17 protein-coding genes are annotated in these 17,261 nt (G+C 61.5%); 12 read left to right on the top strand and 5 right to left on the bottom strand.

Translation table 11 applies throughout. The annotated features are described in order from the left end of the window. Positions 1-48 precede the first annotated feature (48 nt). Positions 49-567: a GNAT family N-acetyltransferase gene (locus IF199_RS15950; protein ID WP_192558062.1), complete on the top strand. Its 519-nt coding sequence runs from the start codon at positions 49-51 to the stop codon at positions 565-567. 1 nt (position 568) lies between these two features. Here IF199_RS15950 and IF199_RS15955 read toward each other — a convergent pair whose 3' ends face one another. Further along, positions 569-1,534 (bottom strand): LysR family transcriptional regulator, encoded by a 966-nt coding sequence (locus tag IF199_RS15955; protein ID WP_192558063.1) that lies wholly within the window; start codon positions 1,532-1,534, stop codon positions 569-571. 310 nt (positions 1,535-1,844) lie between these two features. On the opposite strand from IF199_RS15955, the gene argH reads away from it, so the two are divergent. The 9 genes from argH to IF199_RS16005 all read left to right on the top strand — a co-directional run bounded on the left by argH (position 1,845) and on the right by IF199_RS16005 (position 11,040). Further along, the gene (gene argH / locus IF199_RS15960; protein WP_192558064.1) at positions 1,845-3,272 is read left to right on the top strand and encodes an argininosuccinate lyase; all 1,428 of its coding nucleotides are present in this window, start codon (positions 1,845-1,847) and stop codon (positions 3,270-3,272) included. Positions 3,273-3,333: 61 nt separating this feature from the next. Continuing rightward, positions 3,334-4,212 carry an amino acid ABC transporter permease gene (locus IF199_RS15965; RefSeq protein ID WP_096821468.1) on the top strand — a complete coding sequence of 293 codons (879 nt, stop codon included), beginning with the start codon at positions 3,334-3,336 and terminating at the stop codon, positions 4,210-4,212. Between the two features lie 20 nt (positions 4,213-4,232). Then, positions 4,233-4,997 carry an amino acid ABC transporter ATP-binding protein gene (locus tag IF199_RS15970; protein WP_096821469.1) on the top strand — a complete coding sequence of 255 codons (765 nt, stop codon included), beginning with the start codon at positions 4,233-4,235 and terminating at the stop codon, positions 4,995-4,997. Positions 4,998-5,036: 39 nt separating this feature from the next. Next, complete coding sequence (locus IF199_RS15975; RefSeq protein WP_096821470.1) at positions 5,037-5,861, top strand: ABC transporter substrate-binding protein; 825 nt, start codon at positions 5,037-5,039, stop codon at positions 5,859-5,861. A gap of 57 nt (positions 5,862-5,918) precedes the next feature. Continuing rightward, entirely contained in the window at positions 5,919-6,767 is an 849-nt protein-coding gene (locus IF199_RS15985) for a polysaccharide deacetylase family protein (RefSeq protein ID WP_192558065.1), read from the top strand. Then, positions 6,760-7,650 (top strand): polysaccharide deacetylase family protein, encoded by an 891-nt coding sequence (locus tag IF199_RS15990; protein WP_192558066.1) that lies wholly within the window; start codon positions 6,760-6,762, stop codon positions 7,648-7,650. The genes IF199_RS15985 and IF199_RS15990 overlap by 8 nt, the downstream gene beginning before the upstream one ends. Beyond that, complete coding sequence (locus tag IF199_RS15995; protein WP_192558067.1) at positions 7,647-8,999, top strand: MmgE/PrpD family protein; 1,353 nt, start codon at positions 7,647-7,649, stop codon at positions 8,997-8,999. The genes IF199_RS15990 and IF199_RS15995 overlap by 4 nt, the downstream gene beginning before the upstream one ends. A 16-nt stretch (positions 9,000-9,015) precedes the next feature. Further along, positions 9,016-10,194: an MFS transporter gene (locus IF199_RS16000; protein WP_096821474.1), complete on the top strand. Its 1,179-nt coding sequence runs from the start codon at positions 9,016-9,018 to the stop codon at positions 10,192-10,194. A 159-nt stretch (positions 10,195-10,353) separates the two neighbouring features. Next, positions 10,354-11,040 carry an HPP family protein gene (locus IF199_RS16005; RefSeq protein ID WP_192558068.1) on the top strand — a complete coding sequence of 229 codons (687 nt, stop codon included), beginning with the start codon at positions 10,354-10,356 and terminating at the stop codon, positions 11,038-11,040. A gap of 33 nt (positions 11,041-11,073) precedes the next feature. On the opposite strand, the gene IF199_RS16010 is transcribed toward IF199_RS16005, so the two are convergent. Then, positions 11,074-11,553, bottom strand: coding sequence for a hypothetical protein (locus tag IF199_RS16010; protein WP_192558069.1), 480 nt, complete (start codon positions 11,551-11,553; stop codon positions 11,074-11,076). Between the two features lie 281 nt (positions 11,554-11,834). Between IF199_RS16010 and IF199_RS16015 the strand changes: the two genes are divergently transcribed. Together IF199_RS16015 and IF199_RS16020 are read left to right on the top strand one after the other, a co-directional pair. Beyond that, the gene (locus IF199_RS16015; protein WP_192558070.1) at positions 11,835-12,941 is read left to right on the top strand and encodes an enoyl-CoA hydratase/isomerase family protein; all 1,107 of its coding nucleotides are present in this window, start codon (positions 11,835-11,837) and stop codon (positions 12,939-12,941) included. A gap of 3 nt (positions 12,942-12,944) precedes the next feature. Continuing rightward, positions 12,945-14,096 carry an acyl-CoA dehydrogenase family protein gene (locus IF199_RS16020; RefSeq protein ID WP_102620043.1) on the top strand — a complete coding sequence of 384 codons (1,152 nt, stop codon included), beginning with the start codon at positions 12,945-12,947 and terminating at the stop codon, positions 14,094-14,096. A 37-nt stretch (positions 14,097-14,133) separates the two neighbouring features. On the opposite strand, the gene IF199_RS16025 is transcribed toward IF199_RS16020, so the two are convergent. Genes IF199_RS16025 through IF199_RS16035 form a run of 3 tightly spaced genes read right to left on the bottom strand, consistent with a single transcriptional unit; the run spans position 14,134 to position 17,259 of the window. Next, the gene (locus tag IF199_RS16025; RefSeq protein WP_085730850.1) at positions 14,134-14,907 is read right to left on the bottom strand and encodes an enoyl-CoA hydratase; all 774 of its coding nucleotides are present in this window, start codon (positions 14,905-14,907) and stop codon (positions 14,134-14,136) included. Between the two features lie 14 nt (positions 14,908-14,921). After that, the gene (locus IF199_RS16030; RefSeq protein WP_096821480.1) at positions 14,922-16,049 is read right to left on the bottom strand and encodes an acyl-CoA dehydrogenase; all 1,128 of its coding nucleotides are present in this window, start codon (positions 16,047-16,049) and stop codon (positions 14,922-14,924) included. A gap of 19 nt (positions 16,050-16,068) precedes the next feature. Further along, positions 16,069-17,259 (bottom strand): acetyl-CoA C-acyltransferase, encoded by a 1,191-nt coding sequence (locus tag IF199_RS16035; RefSeq protein WP_085745585.1) that lies wholly within the window; start codon positions 17,257-17,259, stop codon positions 16,069-16,071. Positions 17,260-17,261: the final 2 nt, after the last annotated feature.

Genomic DNA, 17,261 nt, shown 5'->3' on the forward strand with positions numbered 1-17,261 from the left:
TGCGATCTTGCGGACTTTCCCAGGATCACAGCCTTCGGCAGTTAACGCATGACATTCACGCTTCGCCTCGCCCGGCCCGCCGACGCGGTCACCCTCCCCGCCATCGAACGCTCGGCCGCCGAGCTGTTCCGCCTCGACCCGACACTGGCCTGGCTCGCCGACAGCAATGTACCCGACGCCGCACAGCATTTGCAGGCCATCGAGCAGGGACATGTATGGGTCGCAGAAAATACTGTCGGACAACTTGCCGGTTTTTTAAGGGCCGTTGAAATCGACAACCAGTTGCACGTCGAAGAACTGTCCGTCAGCCAACACTTTCAGGGCCAAGGCATCGGTCGCAAGTTACTGTTGGGCGTGATTGAACACGCGCGACGGCAACAACTTGAGGCGATCACGTTGACCACTTTTCGCGACCTGCCGTGGAATGCGCCGTTCTATCAACGCATGGGTTTTGTGCCATTGAACGAAGTGGACGCCGGACCCCGTTTAATCGAGGTACTCAACGACGAAATCGCCCACGGCTTGCCCGGCGAGCGACGTTGCGCGATGCGATTGATGCTCGGCTGAATTACAGCGGCGCCTTCAGATCAACGCCCAACGCCTGAGCGAATGCCTTCACCAACGGACTGCGCACGGTGTTGTGACGCAGGATCAGATTGAACGGCGTGGCGATGTTGATTCGGTCCGGCAGCACCGCACGAAACTGCCCCGCCGCCACCAGCGTGGCCGCGTAATGCCGGGGCAGGAAGCCTACGAAGCGCCCGGTCTTGATCAGCAGCGCTACAGCTTCGACCTGGGTCGCCGAGGCAGAAAAACTGTCGTAGCGGGCAAAATTGAGTTTGTCGCGATGGATCGCGTAGCGGTGGTTGATGCACTCGTAATCCTGCAGCACTTCGCTGTTCATTTGTGCTTCAGGCATGTCGAACAACGGATGGCCGACAGCGCAGTAAACCTCCGAACGTTCTTCATATAACGGGTAATAATCAAACTCTTCGCGCTTTTGATAGACCGGCACTATTCCCGCCACTAATCGCCCTTCTACCACGCCTCTTTCCACCTCATCCAGCTGGGTGGCCTGAAGTTGAAACCTTACTTTCGGCGATTCTTCATTTATTCTTTTAAGTGCCATAACTAACGGTGAATTAAGGTCACTGATCGTATTGTCGATCACTCCCACCCCAAGATCGCCGATAAGTTCGTTCTGTGCCGAACTAAGCCGATCCCGAAAGTTGTCGACCGACGCGAACAGATCAATCGACGCCTGATACACCAGACGCCCTTCTTCGGTCAGGTGAAACCCCTCGCGACCCCGGGTACACAGGCGCATGCCGATGCGGATTTCCAGGTCGGAGATCTGCTTGCTGATGGCCGCAAGGCCCACGTTCAGCTCGTTTTGCGCGGCGCTGAAGCCTCCCGCCTCGACCACGGCCTTGAACACCTTGAGCAGTTTGAAGTCCAGTCCGCTGAGGGCCAGCGGTGCTCGGTGAGCCGTTTTCAGCGGCGGGTTTCCGGAATTGGAAAGTGGGGTTTCCATAATGCTGATTTACCTCTGGCGCAATGTTCAACAATCTGTGTCCAACAACAAAAACATCGCCGGCTAATAATAATGATCACAGAAAACAAGCCTTGGCAACCGCCAAAAAATCCCGAACATCAGTGCCAACTCACTGATCGCAAAACATTAAAAGCTGACACTTCGATCAGCTCTTGTCTCTTTGCAACTGCCCTCTTGAAAACTGCTTTGGCCTGACTCTGTTCTCTGAGTCTGTCTGCTCACTTTTCAGCGTGTTCGACAGGCCATGCACACCGATTTCAGTTCGCGTTACCGACGAGGAAAACAACAAATGTCTCAAACCACCGACCGTCTCTGGGGTGCCCGTTTCAAAAGCGGCCCGTCCGCAGCCCTGGCGGCCCTGTCCCGTTGCCCCGAGCGCTATTTCCGCCTGACGCCGTACGATCTGGCCGGCTCCAAGGCCCACGCCGGGGAACTGCAACGTGCCGGCCTGCTGGACGAGCAGGAAACCCGCACGATGATCGAAGCCCTGGACGGCATCGGTGCCGATTTTGCTGCCGGGCGCATTGCCCCGACGCTGGACGACGAAGACGTTCACACCTTCATCGAGCGCCTGCTGACCGAACGCCTCGGTGCACTGGGCGGCAAGCTGCGCGCCGGCCGTTCGCGCAACGACCAGACCGCCAACGACCTGCGCCTGTTCCTGCGGGATCACGTGCGCACCCTGGCTGTGGAAGTCCTGGCCCTGCAAACGGCGCTGGTGAATCAGGCCGAGCAGCACGTCGACAGCATCTGTCCGGGTTTCACCCACCTGCAGCAGGCGCAGCCAATCGTGTTTGCCCATCACTTGCTGGCCCACGCCCAATCGATGCTGCGTGACGTGCAGCGTCTGGTGGACTGGGACGCCCGCACTTCGCTGTCGCCCCTCGGTGCAGCAGCCATGGCCGGTTCCGCCATCGCTCGCCAGCCGCAGCAATCAGCGAAGGAAATGGGTTACGCCGGGGTCTGCGAAAACTCCATCGACGCCGTGGCCAGCCGCGATCACGTCGCCGAATTCCTGTTCATCGCCAGCATGCTCGGGATCAACATCTCGCGTCTGGCCGAAGAATTCTGCCTGTGGTCGTCGCGCCAGTTCCGCTGGGTCGATCTGGATGACGCCTATGCCACCGGCAGCTCGATCATGCCGCAGAAGAAGAACCCGGACATCGCCGAACTGGCGCGGGGCAAGGCAGGCCGTCTGATCGGCAACCTGACCGGCCTGCTGTCGACGCTCAAATCCTTGCCGCTGTCGTACAACCGCGACCTGAGCGAAGACAAGAACGGCGTGCTCGACAGCGTCGACACCCTGCTGCTGGTACTGCCGGCCATGGCCGGGATGGTTGCGACCATGACCGTCAACGTCGAGGAACTTCGACGTCAGGCGCCGCTGGGTTTCACCCTCGCCACCGAAGTCGCCGACTGGTTGGCGGTGCGCGGCGTGCCGTTCAAGGAAGCCCACGAAATCACCGGGGCGCTGGTTCAGGCCTGCGAGAAACACAGCCTCGAATTGTGGGAAGCCTCGCCGGCGCTGCTGGCCGAGATCGACCCGCGCCTGACGGCGGACGTGCGCGACAGCCTGACCCTGGAAGCCGCGATCGCTGCCCGCAGCGGTTGGGGCGGCACCGCGCCGCAGCAAGTGCGCGAGCAGATCGGCCGACTGAAAACCGCCCTCGCTGTGCAACAGCAGTGGACCGAAAACTACCAAGGCTTCCGCCTCTAAGCCGGATCCCCCTCCTACCGGGAGGGGGGTGATCTGAAAGTACAGTGTACGGAGAAACACCATGAGCCAGACTCAGGCAGAACGACTCCAGGCGGAGCGCAAACTGGCGGAAAACCAGTTCGACATCACCCAATACCAGCACGTGCCACGGCGCTATTACGGGCGGATCTTCTTCGCCACGCTGATTGTGATCGCGATCATCGGTCTGGTGCGGGCCTTCGCCGAAGGCAAGATCGAATGGTCGTACATCGGCCAGTTCCTGACTTCCGAAGCGATCATGTGGGGCCTGCTCAACACGATCATCATGGCCGTGCTGGCCATGGCGCTGGGCATCGTGTTCGGGGTGATCACCGCGATCATGCGCATGTCGGCCAACCCGATCCTGCGCTACGTGGCGCTGACCTACACCTGGCTGTTTCGCGGTACGCCGCTGATTCTGCAACTGCTGTTGTGGTTCAACCTGGCGCTGATTTTCCCCACCATCGGCATTCCCGGCCTGTTCGAGCTCGACACCGTGAGCCTGATGACGCCGTTCGTGGCCGCCCTGCTCGGCTTGAGCATCAACCAGGGCGCCTACACCGCCGAAGTGGTGCGTGCCGGCCTGCTGTCGGTGGACACCGGCCAGTACGAAGCGGCCAAGTCGATCGGCATGCCGCGCCTGCAAGCGCTGCGCCGGATCATCCTGCCGCAGGCCATGCGCATCATCATTCCGCCGGTCGGCAACGAGTTCATCGGCATGGTGAAAATGACCTCGCTGGCGAGCGTGATCCAGTACTCGGAACTGCTCTACAACGCCCAGAACATCTACTACGCCAACGCCCGGGTCATGGAGCTGCTGATCGTCGCCGGTATCTGGTACCTGGCCACCGTCACCGTCCTGTCCTTTGGTCAAAGCCGTCTGGAGCGTCGTTTCGCTCGCGGCGCCGGCAAGCGCTCGTAAGCCGCGCAGGAGAATCGAACATGAGAAGCATCGTCAAGGCTGTGGCCCTGAACAAATATTACGACCAGTACCACGCGCTCAAGGACATCAACATTGAGGTCGAGCAAGGCGAAGTGCTGTGCATCATCGGCCCGTCCGGCTCGGGCAAGAGCACCCTGCTGCGCTGCGTCAATCAGCTGGAAAAGATCGACAAGGGCGGCCTCTGGGTCGATGGCGAACTGGTGGGCTACCGCGTCGTCGGGCACAAGCTGCACGAACTCAACGAGTCGCAGATTGCCCGTCAGCGCCTGGCCACCGGCATGGTGTTTCAGCGCTTCAACCTGTTTCCGCACATGACTGTGCTGCAAAACATCATCGAAGGCCCGTGCCAGGTGCTCAAGCGTTCGCCCAAGGAGGCGCACGAAGAAGCCCTGGAGCTCTTGGCCCGGGTCGGCCTGGCCGACAAACGCGACAGCTACCCGATCGAGTTGTCGGGCGGTCAGCAGCAACGGGTGGCGATTGCCCGCGCCCTGGCCATGCGACCCAAGCTGATGCTGTTCGATGAACCCACTTCGGCACTCGACCCGGAACTGGTCGGTGAGGTGCTGTCGGTGATGCGCGATCTGGCGCAGACCGGCATGACCATGATCGTCGTCACCCATGAACTGGGCTTCGCCCGGGAGGTTTCCAACCGCATGGTGTTCATGGACGGCGGGCAGATCGTGGAGGCTGGAAGCCCCGAAGAAATACTAATAAGTCCGCAAAACCCGCGCACCCAAAGCTTCATTTCTGCCGTTCGAACCTGAGGCCCCTTTGGCCTTCACAACACTCATAAGAGAACGTCCATGAAGAACTTCGTTATCCCAGCAGTACTCGCAGGCCTGATGGCTTCCAGCGTCAGCTTCGCCGCCGAATTGCCGGCCGGCATCAAGGAAAAAGGCGAGATCGTCGTCGCGATCATGCCCAACTACCCGCCGATGGATTTCAAGGACCCGGCCACCAACAAGCTCACCGGTCTGGACTACGACCTGGGCAACGCCCTGGCCGAGCGCCTCGGGATCAAGATCAAGTGGCAGGAAACCGGCTTCGAGCAAATGATCAACGCCCTGACCACCGACCGCGTCGACATCGTGCTGTCGGGGATGACCGACACCGCCGAGCGTCAGGCCAGCGTGACCTTCGTCGACTACTTCACCAGCGGCCCGCAGTTCTACACCTTGCAGAAGAACACCGCGACCAACGAAATCACCGACCTGTGCGGCAAGAAAGTCGGCACCAGCCGCCGCACCACGTTCCCGGCGGAAATCGCCGCGTGGAGCAAGGAACACTGTGAAGCGGCAGGCAAACCGGCGATCAACGTGATCGGCACCGAAGGCTCGGCCGACGCCCGTGCCCAACTGCGTCAGAGCCGTATTGATGCGGCGATGCAGGGCAGCGAGACCCTGTCCTACCTCAAGACCCAGGAAAAGGACATGTACAAGACGGTCGGCCAGCCGATCTCCGTGCAGTTCACCGGGCTGGGTGTGAGCAAGAAGAAGCCTGAGCTGAGTGAGGCGGTGAAAGTGGCGTTGCAAAGCATGGTGGATGACGGCAGCTACAACGCGATTCTGAAGAAGTGGGATCTGGAGCTGGGTGCGATCAAGGACGTGACCATCAACGCCGGTAAGTAAACCGGTCAGCGCCGACCCGACCGGTCGGCGCCTTTTTCATGAACAGCTGGAGCGCCCTTGATGTCCTCCTTGCAACCCACCTGGCCCGACCAGCACAAAGCCTGCCTCGCCCTGGCCTTCGACCTCGACGGCCCGACCGGCGATGCGATGCTCAACGGCTCGATCTGGCACAAACCCGAATACTTCGGCTTCGGCGGCTACGGCCCCTACCGCGCCTTGCCGCGCCTGCTCGACCTGCTCGACACCTTCAAGATCCCGACCACCTTCTTCGTCCCCGCGTGGGTCGTGGAAAACTGGCCGAAACAGTGCCAGGCCATCGTCGAGCGCGGCCATGAAGTCGCCTACCACGGCTACAAGCACGAATCCTTCTACGCCCTGACGCTGGACCAGCAGCAGGCCGTGATGAACAAGTCCCGCGACGTCTTCTGGCAATACCTGCACATCCGCGCCGAGGGTTTTCGCACCCCGTCCGGCGACTGGCGCGCCGAGACCCCGGCGATGCTGGCCGACAACGGCGTCATCTATTCCAGCAGCATGCGCGGCGACGATCGCCCGTATCTGGTCAACGTCCCCGGCCACGACACCCCGCTGGTGGAGATCCCCGGCCGCTGGGAAATGGACGACTACGCCTCCCTCGCCTACACCCGCGCACCAAACTTCCCGTCCGGGCTCGACCGCACCGCCAGCTATGAGCTGACCCTCGACAACTGGCAACGCGAGTACGACGGCGCGATGGACGAGGGACTGTGCCTGACCACCCTGTTCCACCCGAAAATCACCGGCAAACCGGGGCGCATCCTGTTGCTGGAGAAACTCTTCGAACACATGCGCCAGCGTGATGACGTGTGGTTCGCCACCTGCCGCGACGTCGCGCGCTGGTGGCTGAAGGAGCATTACCATGGCTGACGCTAAAAAACTCTGGCCCGCTGGGAAACGCTGCGCGGTGGTGCTGACCGTCGATTACAACGACATCCACGGCATCCTCACCCAGGCCCCGGAAGTCGCCGGGCGCGACAAGACGCTATCGGTGTGGCGCTACGGCACGCAACGCGGCGTCGAGCGCCTGCTCGGTCTGTTCAGGGAACTCGGGGTGCGCAGTAGTTGGTTCGTGCCCGGCATCGTCGCCGAGAAAAATCCACAGCACATCGCCGCGATACAGGCTGACGGCCATGAAATCGCCTGCGCCGGTTACCGCCATCAGGATTACGACACGCTGGATCTGGCGGCGCAAAGCGCAGAAGTCGCCAAGGGTTGTGCAGCACTGGAAGCGTTGACTGGCGTGCGTCCGACCGGTTTCCGGATTCCTGCGGGTAACGGCGCGCCGGGCTTCATTGAGGCCTTGAAAGATCGCGGCATTCACTGGTCGTCATCTTGGCGTGGCGATGATTTGCCGTTCTTGCACCCGACTGCGCCCGAAGTGGTCGAGTTGCCGCTGCATTACGAACTGGAAGACGAACCCTATTTCGCCTTCAACCTGAGCCCGGCCGTGCCGCCGGCGCAATCGCGGATCGCCTCCTACAGCCATACCCTCGGCAACCTGCAAATGGACTTCGCCGGATTCCACCGCTTCGGCCTGTGCTACGTGCTGCGCCTGCACCCGGAAATCATCGCCACGCCGGGGCGTATCGGTGTGCTGCGGGAATTGCTGCAAGGCATTCAGCAGCACGACGACGTGTGGATCGCCACGGGCACCGAAGTCGCGCAATGGTGGGCGCAAACGGCGGCGCCGGTCGCGCAGGACCATCCGGCGTCGGTGTATGAGCGCCATTATCGGGACTACCTCGTATGACCCAACGCATGCAGCGGCTGGCGCAGTTTTGCGTCGAGACCCGGTTTGAAGATCTGCCCCCGGCATTGGTGGAACAGGCCCAGCGACACATTCTTGATACCTTCGGTGCCGCGCTGGCCGGGGCGGACAGTGCGGTCGCGCTTCAGGCTCGGCAGGTGTTCGGCGCCGAACCAGGCACCGCACTGGTCTGGGGTTCATCACTGCGTGTCGGCGCCGGGCATGCAGCATTGCTCAACGGCATCGCCGCCCATGCGCTGGAACTGGACGACACCGGCGGTTGCGATCATTCCGGCGCGGTGGTGCTGCCGGCGGTGATGGCGGCGCTGTCACTGGTGGATCGGCCGGTGGACGGTCGCGGGTTCATCACCGCCGTGGTGATCGGCTACGAAATCGGTCGGCGGGTGCTGGAAGCCTGCGGCAGTTATTCCGCGCACAACGGCGCCGGTTGGCACTCCACCGCCACCTGCGGCGTGTTCGGCGCGGCGGCGGCCTGTGCACGGATCTTTGCCCTGGATGCAGGGCAAACCGTGTCGGCGCTGGGCATCGCCGGCAGTTTCAGCGGCGGGTTGTGGGCGTTCATCCATGACGGTTCGCAAAGCAAGAAACTGCACAGTGGCCGTGCGGCCGAAGGTGGTCTGCTGGCGGCGCGTTTTGCTCGCGAAGGCGTCAGCGGGCCATCGGTGTTGTTCGATGATGTCTGGGGTGGATTTCTCAAGACCCTCGCGCCGGGTAGCGCGCAACCGGATGCACTGGATGCTGATTTGGGACAGGTCTGGAAACTCGCGCGCTGCTCGATCAAACCCTACGCCGCCTGCCGTGGCACCCACTCGGCGATCGATGCGCTCGGCTTGTTGCTGGAGCAATTGCAGGTCGACGCCGATCAGGTGGAAGACGTCCAGGTGAATCTGTGCAGTTTTCTGCTCGACATGTGCGGCGGTCGCGACACCCGCAGTCTGGCCGCTGCGCAGATGAGTCTGCCCTACGCCCTCGCCGCGCGACTGGTGCACGGGCACTGTCGGCTCGAGGCTTACGATGAACAGCCGCGCAACGATCCGCGCATTGCTCAATGGCTGACGCGCATTCGCCTTGAAGTGGATGAGCGTCTGTCGGAGGATGGCGAGCCGGTGGTTATTGTTCGAACCCGCGACGGGCGTCAGGCGAGCCTGTGTGTCGAGGTGCCGCTGGGCGCGCCGGGCAATCCGTTGAGCGAGCCGGCGCTGGAGGAGAAGTTTCTCAGTCTGGCGTTGCGCGTGAGTTCAGCAACCAAGGCTGAATGGCTGCTGGCGCAGTTGCGGCAACTGCAAACGCTGGATTCCGTGCGCGATCTCGAGCACCTGTTAACCGAATAAGGACATTTGATTTTCCGTGGCCACCTACTCGCTCGTTATCCGCCGCCTGATGATCGTTTCGCTGACGATTGTCGTCAGCCGCGCCATCACCAGCCCTTTGCTCACCTTGTTTTTGAGCAACAAGCTCGGCCTCAACCAACAGGACGTCGGGTTGCTGCTGGGCATCGCGGTGTTCATCGCCACCCTGCTTGCGCTGTACGGCGGCTACATCATCGACCGACTCGAGAAACGTCGGTTGCTGATTCTGGCGATGCTCTCCAGTGCAGTCGGCTTCGTGCTGCTGACCTTCGCCAAAGACCTGTACCTGACCACCGCGACCCTGGTCATCACCGAAACCGCCTCGGCGTTGTTCCTGATCGGTTCCAAGGCGATCCTCAGTGAAAACCTGCCCATGGGTCAGCGGGCCAAGGCGTTTTCCCTGCGCTACACCCTGACCAACATCGGCTACGCCACCGGCCCGATGCTCGGCGTGGTGATAGCCGGGGTGTACCCGATTGCGCCGTTTCTGATCGCCGCCGGCATCGCCTTCGGCAGCATCTTCCTGATGATCGGCATTCCCAAAGACGCCAGCCCGGTCGCCGCCATCGGCCAGCCGCAAAGCTTCCTGAAAACCCTGATTACCCTGAAAAACGACCGCACGCTGATCATGTTCACCTGCGGTTGCCTGCTCAGCACCGTGGTCCACGGGCGCTTCACCCTGTACCTGTCGCAATACCTGCTGGTGGTCGAAGACTCGCAGCGCGCCCTGCAAACCATGGCCGCCCTGCTCGCCTGCAACGCCATCGCGGTGATCCTGTTGCAGTACCAGATAGGCCGCTTTCTCAACCGGGAAAAACTGCGCTACTGGATTGCCGCCGGCACCAGTCTGTTCATTCTCGGCCTGATCGGTTTCAGCCTCGCCGACAGCCTGGTGAGCTGGTGCATCGCAATGTTCATCTTCACCCTCGGCGAGATGATCATTTATCCGTCGGAATTCCTGTTCGTCGACACCCTGGCCCCGGAAGAATTGCGCGGCAGTTATTACGGCGCGCAGAACCTCGCAGCATTGGGCGGTGCATTGAGTCCGGTGATCTGCGGTTTCCTGCTGATGCACACGCCGGCGCCGACCATGTTCTACGCGCTCAGCGCGCTGACCGCGATGGGCGGTTTCCTGTGCTTCATGAGCGGACGGCGAGTGGCTTTACTTCATAAATAATGCATTGAAGATGCATTTATATGAATTTGTCAGCATCGAGATTGCTTGGCACACTGTGCACGTTCCTCCCCCAATAGTTGGAACACTTCGAAGGACTTTCCGGATTGACGGACAAGTCCTTTTTTTTGCCTTCAGTTTCCCCAAGAGGATCGGTTCTTCATGCTCGCTCGCTGGTTGCCCGCCGCCATCAACACCCGTCCCACCGAATGGAGCCGCGCCGCCATCGGTATGGCGCTGGGCACGTTGTTCAGTGTGTGGGCGTGCAGTCAGGTGTTCGGCATCGAAGTCGCCTACCACCTGATCGGCCCGCTGGGCGCCTCGGCGGTGTTGCTGTTCGCCGTGTCCTCCGGCGCCCTCGCCCAGCCGTGGTCGATCATCGGCGGCTACCTGTGTGCGGGTGTCGTGGCATTGCTGGTGGCCCACGTCCTCGGCCGAACCTTGGGCAGCGCCTGCCTCGCGGCGGGTATGGCGCTGCTCCTGATGTGCTGGCTGCGCTGCCTGCACCCACCGGCCGGCGCGGTGGCATTGACGATGGTGCTGGCCGATCCGACGACCATTGCGATGGACTGGAAAGCCTTGGAACCGGTGATGCTCAGCGCCGCCAGCCTGCTGCTCAGCGCGCTGGCATTCAACAACCTGACCCGCATCCGCTACCCGAAACGCCCGGCCGAACCCGCGCCTGCCGTGGCGCCGATCGATACGCAGGCCATCACGGCTGAAGACCTGAAACTGGCGCTGGCGGACATGGAAGCGTTCATCGATGTCACGCCGGAGGATCTGGAGCGGTTGATTCATGCCAGTGAGTTGCATGCCAAGCGGCGGAGCATTGGTCAGGTGTTCACCTGAGCGCGACATATGGCGACAACGCCCCGCAAGCGATCAATCCGGCATCGACCGGATGATGTCCGTCAGATCCTCTTTGGTGATTTCATTGGCTTTGATAGCTGCGGCGATGTCTTTTTTCGAGAGAGGAAAACGTTGGAAAATGTCTTTCAACGCATCGGCATCGACGCTCGACAACCAACGGGGATCAATCAATGATCCCCCATACTCGGGTTTCATCGGCACAGGATCGCCGGCAATAATACCCTTGTGATTGAAAAAGACCATGTAACGACTAAAACCTTCGGGATAGCTTTTGTCGTAATAAAGCGTCGTGCTGACGGGCAGCACGTAATAGTGTTCATCATCGCCACGCCCCGCGATCAGCAAGGGTTCTTTGGTCCTGATCATCTCCATGCCATACACCCTGGAAAGCCCGCCACGCAGGACAAACGCCAACGCTGCGACATTGATAACCGTCAGCAGCAGTAGCAACACAACGATCAGTCTGCCTGTTGAATACCTTGTTATTGACATGGTGCGCCTCCATTGCGCGTTGAGCTCTGGTGAAAAAAAACGCCGTGTTTCTGTTGCAGATGCTGTTGAAGCGAAGGTCTGTTTGCAGGCTCGTCGCAACCGCCGCGCAGCCTAGCAGGCGCCGGCGCTCCAGCCACAATTTTTCATTTTGTGGTCAAGGCAAAAATGCAGACACCCCATGCACATATCCCCGTTGTACACGGCAAATTTGCACTGTTACGATCCGGTAACGCTCGCGCGCGAGCTTCTCGAATAAAGACAATAAAAGCAGGGAGTTAGTGATGACTGCTCAGGCTTCATCCCCGCGGACTTCGTCCATGGATGCCACGCCACACGAAGTGCTGGCCGAGGTTCGCAATCACATCGGTCATCTGACCCTCAATCGCCCCGCCGGCCTCAATGCCCTGACCCTCGATATGGTGCGCCAGCTCCAGCAACACCTGGACGCCTGGGCCGCTGATGCCGATATCCACGCGGTCGTGCTGCGCGGTGCCGGCGAGAAAGCCTTCTGTGCCGGTGGCGACATTCGTTCCCTGTACGACAGCCATAAAAGCGGTGACACGCTGCATGAAGATTTCTTCGTCGAGGAATACGCCCTCGACCTGACGATCCACCACTACCGCAAACCGGTGCTGGCGCTGATGGACGGCTTCGTCCTCGGTGGTGGCATGGGCCTGGTGCAAGGCGCCGATCTGCGGGTGGTCACCGAGAAGAGCCGACTGGCAATGCCGGAAGTGGCCATTGGGTATTTCCCGGATGTCGGCGGCAGTTATTTCCTGCCGCGCATTCCCGGCGAACTGGGCATTTACCTGGGCGTCAGCGGCGTGCAGATTCGCGCGGCAGATGCGCTGTATTGCGGCCTCGCCGACTGGTATCTGGACAGCAGCAAACTCGCCACCCTCGACGAGCAACTCGATCAGTTGCAATGGCACGACACGCCGTTGAAAGACCTGCAAAGCCTGTTGGCCCGCCACGCCGTGCAAACCCTGCCGGATGCGCCGCTTGAGCTCTTGCGCCCGGCCATCGACCACTTCTTCGCGTTGCCCGACGTGCCGAGCATCGTCGAGCAATTGCGCGCCGTGACCGTCGCCGACAGCCATGAATGGGCGACCACCACCGCCGACCTGCTGGAAACCCGCTCGCCGCTGGCCATGGGCGTGACCCTGGAAATGCTGCGTCGCGGCCGGCACCTGAGCCTGGAACACTGCTTCGCCCTCGAACTGCATCTGGATCGCCAGTGGTTCGAACGCGGCGACCTGATCGAAGGCGTGCGCGCCTTGCTGATCGACAAAGACAAATCACCACGCTGGAACCCGCCGACCCTTGCCGCGCTGCACGCCGAGCACATCGCGAGTTTCTTCCACGGTTTCGCTGAGAGCGGGAGCTGAGCCATGCACGATCTCGAATTGACTGAAGACCAGGTAATGATCCGCGACATGGCCCGGGACTTTGCCCGTGGCGAAATCGCCCCCCACGCCCAAGCCTGGGAAAAGGCCGGCTGGATCGATGACGGCCTGGTGGCGAAGATGGGCGAACTCGGCCTGCTGGGCATGGTGGTGCCGGAAGAATGGGGCGGCACCTATGTCGACTACGTGGCCTATGCGCTGGCGGTGGAAGAGATTTCCGCCGGTGACGGCGCTACCGGCGCGTTCATGAGCATTCACAACTCGGTGGGCTGCGGGCCGGTGCTCAACTACGGCAGCGAAGAACAGAAACAGACCTGGCTGGCGGATCTGGCCAGTGGCGCGGTGATCGGCTGTTTCTGCCTGACCGAGCCCCAGGCCGGCTCCGAAGCGCACAACCTGCGCACCCGCGCTGAACTGCGTGACGGGCAATGGGTGATCAACGGCGCCAAGCAATTTGTCAGCAACGGCAAGCGGGCGAAACTGGCGATCGTGTTTGCGGTGACCGATCCGGATCTGGGCAAGCGCGGTATCTCGGCGTTCCTCGTGCCGACCGACACACCGGGTTTCATCGTCGACCGCACCGAACACAAGATGGGCATCCGCGCTTCCGACACCTGCGCGGTGACGCTGAATAATTGCAGCATTCCCGAAGCGAATCTGTTGGGTGAACGCGGAAAAGGCCTGGCGATTGCCCTTTCCAACCTGGAAGGCGGACGCATCGGCATCGCGGCGCAAGCATTGGGCATCGCTCGTGCGGCGTTTGAAGCGGCGCTGGGTTACGCCCGTGATCGGGTGCAGTTCGGCAAGGCGATCATCGAGCACCAGAGCATCGCCAACCTGCTGGCGGACATGCAGATGCAGATCAACGCGGCACGCTTGATGATTCTGCATGCGGCGCGGCTGCGCACGGCGGGCAAACCGTGTCTGTCGGAGGCTTCGCAGGCCAAATTGTTTGCTTCGGAAATGGCTGAGAAGGTGTGCTCGTCAGCGATTCAGATTCATGGCGGGTATGGGTATCTGGAGGACTATCCGGTGGAGAAATACTACCGGGATGCGCGGATTACCCAGATTTATGAGGGGTCGAGCGAGATACAGCGGATGGTGATTGCTCGGGAGTTGAAGAACTACCAACTCTGATTGGGCGCCCCCACGCAATGCGTGGGGGCGAACTCCATTACTTGCCTTGGAACTCCGGCGACCGCTTGGCCACAAACGCCGCCATCCCTTCTTTCTGATCCTGCGTCGCAAACGCCGCATGGAACACCCGACGCTCGAAACGCACGCCTTCAGTCAGGTTCACTTCAAAGGCGCGGTTGACGCTTTCCTTGACCATCATCGCAATCGGCAACGACTTGCTGGCGATCACCGCCGCGACTTTCAGCGCTTCATCCAGCAGTTCATCACTCGGCACGATCCGCGCGACGATGCCGCAACGCTCGGCTTCAACCGCGTCGATCAAGCGTCCGCTCAGGCACATTTCCATGGCCTTGGCCTTGCCCACGGCGCGGGTCAGGCGCTGGGTGCCGCCCATGCCCGGCAGCACGCCAAGGTTGATTTCCGGCTGGCCGAATTTGGCGTTGTCGCCGGCCAGGATGAAGTCGCACATCAGCGCCAGTTCACAGCCGCCACCCAGGGCAAAACCGTTGACCGCTGCGATGATCGGCTTGCGCCGGTTGGCCACGCGGTCGCTGTCGCTGAACAGGTCGTCCATGTAGATCTGCGGGTAGGTCAGATCCGCCATTTCCTTGATGTCGGCGCCAGCGGCGAAGGCTTTTTTCGAACCGGTGATGACGATGCAGCCAATGTTCGCATCAGCTTCCAGGCCATCCAGGGCGCGGTTCACTTCGCTGACCAGTTGCGCGTTGAGGGCATTCAGCGCCTGCGGGCGGTTCAGGGTGATGACGCCGACGCGACCATGGGTTTCCAGCAAAATCGTTTCGTAACTCATGTGCAGATTCCTTCTCAAAGATTGCGCGAAATGACCATGCGCTGAATGTCGCTGGTGCCTTCGTAGATCTGGCAGACCCGCACGTCGCGGTAGATGCGCTCCAGCGGGAAGTCGTTGAGGTAACCGTAACCGCCCAGGGTTTGCAACGCCATGGAGCAGACCTTCTCGGCCATTTCCGAAGCGAACAGCTTGGCCATCGACGCTTCGACCAGCGCCGGTTGACCGCTGTCACGCAGGGCGGCGGCGTAATGCACCATCTGCCGCGCCACGGCGATCTGGGTCGCCATGTCCGCCAGACGGAACGCCACGGCCTGGTGCTCGATGATCGGCTTGCCGAAGGTGTCACGCTCGCGGGCGTAATCACGGGCCGCTTCGAACGCTGCACGGGCCATGCCCACCGATTGCGAAGCGATGCCGACGCGTCCGCCTTCGAGGTTGGCCAGGGCGATCTTGTAGCCCTCGCCCTCCTCGCCCAAACGGTTGGCCACTGGCACTTTCACGTCTTCGAACAGAATCTGACAGGTGTCTGAAGCGTGCTGGCCGAGTTTGTCTTCAATGCGGGCGACTTTGTAGCCCGGCGAGTCAGTCGGCACGATAAAGGCGCTGATCCCGCGTTTGCCAGCGCTCGGGTCGGTGACGGCAAACACGATCACGATCCCGGCGTTCTGCCCGGAGGTGATGAACTGTTTGCAGCCGTTGAGCACGTAGTGATCGCCTTCCAGTCGTGCACGGGTTTTCAGGCTACTGGCATCGGAACCGGCCTGCGGTTCGGTCAACGCGAAAGCACCGAGCATCGCGCCGCTGGCCAGCGGCTTGAGGAAGCGTTCGCGCTGGTCGTCGTTGCCGAACTTGAGGATCGGCACGCAGCCCACTGAGTTGTGCACGCTCATGATCGTCGAGCAGGCGCCGTCGCCAGCGGCGATTTCTTCCAGGGCCATGGCGTAGGCCAGGTAACCGGTGTCGCAACCGCCCCACTGCTCCGGCACCAGCATGCCGAAGAAGCCCAGTCCGGCCATTTCGCCGATGGCTTCTTTCGGGAAGCGGTGCTCGCGATCCCACTCGGCGGCGAACGGTTTCAGCCGTTCCTCGGCAAACTGCCGGGCCATGTCGCGGATTTGTTGTTGGTCGTCATTGGGAATCATGGCAAATCCTTAAATCGGTTCAGACGCACTCGACGGCCATCGCCGTGGCTTCGCCGCCGCCGATGCAGATCGCCGCGACGCCGCGTTTCAGGCCTTTCTGGCGCAGGGCCGAGAGCAAGGTCACCAGAATCCGCGCGCCGGACGCACCGATCGGATGACCGAGGGCGCAGGCACCGCCATGGATGTTGAGCTTGTCGTGGGGGATTTCCAGGTGGGTCATCGCCGCCATGCCGACCACGGCAAAGGCTTCGTTGACTTCGAACAGATCGACCTGATCCAGCGACCAGCCGGTTTTCTTCATCAGCTTCTTGATCGCGCCAATCGGTGCCACCGGGAACAGGCCCGGGGTGTCAGCGAATGCTGCGTGGCCGTGAATCACCGCCAGTGGTTTCAATCCTTGTTTCTGCGCTTGCGACTGGCGCATCAGCACCAGTGCCGCTGCGCCGTCGGAGATCGAACTGGAGTTGGCTGCGGTTACGGTGCCGCCTTCGCGGAACGCCGGTTTCAGCGAAGCGATCTTGTCCAGTTTGGCTTTTGGCGGTTGCTCGTCGTTGCTGATGACCACTTGTTCCTTGCCGACGGTCACGGTCAGCGGAACGATTTCGGCCTTGAAGCTGCCGTCCTTGATCGCCTGCTGGGCGCGGGTGGTCGAGGCGATGGCAAAGGCGTCCTGAGCCTCGCGGCTGAAGTCGTTGGTTTCGGCGCAATCCTCGGCGAAGGTGCCCATCAGGCGGCCCTTGTCGTAGGCGTCTTCAAGACCGTCGAGGAACATCGAATCCAGCACCCGGCCATGGCCCATGCGGTAACCGGCGCGGGCGCGATCCAGCAGGTACGGCGCGTTGGACATGCTTTCCATGCCGCCGGCGATCACCACATCGGCGCTGCCGGCCAGCAGCATGTCGTGGGCCAGGATGGTGGTTTCCATGCCTGAACCGCACATCTTGTTGACGGTGGTGCAGCGGGTGGATTTGTCCAGCCCGGCACCCAGTGCAGCCTGACGCGCAGGCGCCTGGCCGAGACCGGCTGGCAGTACGCAGCCGAACAACACTTCATCGACCGCATCGGCGGCGACACCGGCACGCTCAACCGCAGCCTTGATTGCAGCGGCGCCCAGTTGCGGCGCAGTCAGGCTTTTCAGTTCGCCTTGGAAGCCGCCCATCGGGGTACGAACGGCACTGACAATGACAATCGGATCGTTGGAGATAGTCATGA

The organism is Pseudomonas allokribbensis (assembly GCF_014863605.1).
Classification (GTDB): Bacteria; Pseudomonadota; Gammaproteobacteria; order Pseudomonadales; family Pseudomonadaceae; genus Aquipseudomonas; species Aquipseudomonas allokribbensis.

Bases quoted from the DNA above. Each gene is read 5' to 3' on its own strand.
- IF199_RS16035 (WP_085745585.1), bottom strand. From the start codon at position 17,259: ATGACTATCTCCAACGATCCGATTGTCATTGTCAGTGCCGTTCGTACC.
- IF199_RS15955 (WP_192558063.1), bottom strand. From the start codon at position 1,534: ATGGAAACCCCACTTTCCAATTCCGGAAACCCGCCGCTGAAAACGGCT.
- IF199_RS15970 (WP_096821469.1), top strand. From the start codon at position 4,233: ATGAGAAGCATCGTCAAGGCTGTGGCCCTGAACAAATATTACGACCAG.
- IF199_RS15975 (WP_096821470.1), top strand. From the start codon at position 5,037: ATGAAGAACTTCGTTATCCCAGCAGTACTCGCAGGCCTGATGGCTTCC.
- IF199_RS15950 (WP_192558062.1), top strand. From the start codon at position 49: ATGACATTCACGCTTCGCCTCGCCCGGCCCGCCGACGCGGTCACCCTC.
- IF199_RS15995 (WP_192558067.1), top strand. From the start codon at position 7,647: ATGACCCAACGCATGCAGCGGCTGGCGCAGTTTTGCGTCGAGACCCGG.
- IF199_RS16010 (WP_192558069.1), bottom strand. From the start codon at position 11,553: ATGTCAATAACAAGGTATTCAACAGGCAGACTGATCGTTGTGTTGCTA.
- IF199_RS16005 (WP_192558068.1), top strand. From the start codon at position 10,354: ATGCTCGCTCGCTGGTTGCCCGCCGCCATCAACACCCGTCCCACCGAA.
- argH (WP_192558064.1), top strand. From the start codon at position 1,845: ATGTCTCAAACCACCGACCGTCTCTGGGGTGCCCGTTTCAAAAGCGGC.
- IF199_RS15965 (WP_096821468.1), top strand. From the start codon at position 3,334: ATGAGCCAGACTCAGGCAGAACGACTCCAGGCGGAGCGCAAACTGGCG.
- IF199_RS16015 (WP_192558070.1), top strand. From the start codon at position 11,835: ATGACTGCTCAGGCTTCATCCCCGCGGACTTCGTCCATGGATGCCACG.
- IF199_RS16020 (WP_102620043.1), top strand. From the start codon at position 12,945: ATGCACGATCTCGAATTGACTGAAGACCAGGTAATGATCCGCGACATG.
- IF199_RS16025 (WP_085730850.1), bottom strand. From the start codon at position 14,907: ATGAGTTACGAAACGATTTTGCTGGAAACCCATGGTCGCGTCGGCGTC.
- IF199_RS16030 (WP_096821480.1), bottom strand. From the start codon at position 16,049: ATGATTCCCAATGACGACCAACAACAAATCCGCGACATGGCCCGGCAG.
- IF199_RS15990 (WP_192558066.1), top strand. From the start codon at position 6,760: ATGGCTGACGCTAAAAAACTCTGGCCCGCTGGGAAACGCTGCGCGGTG.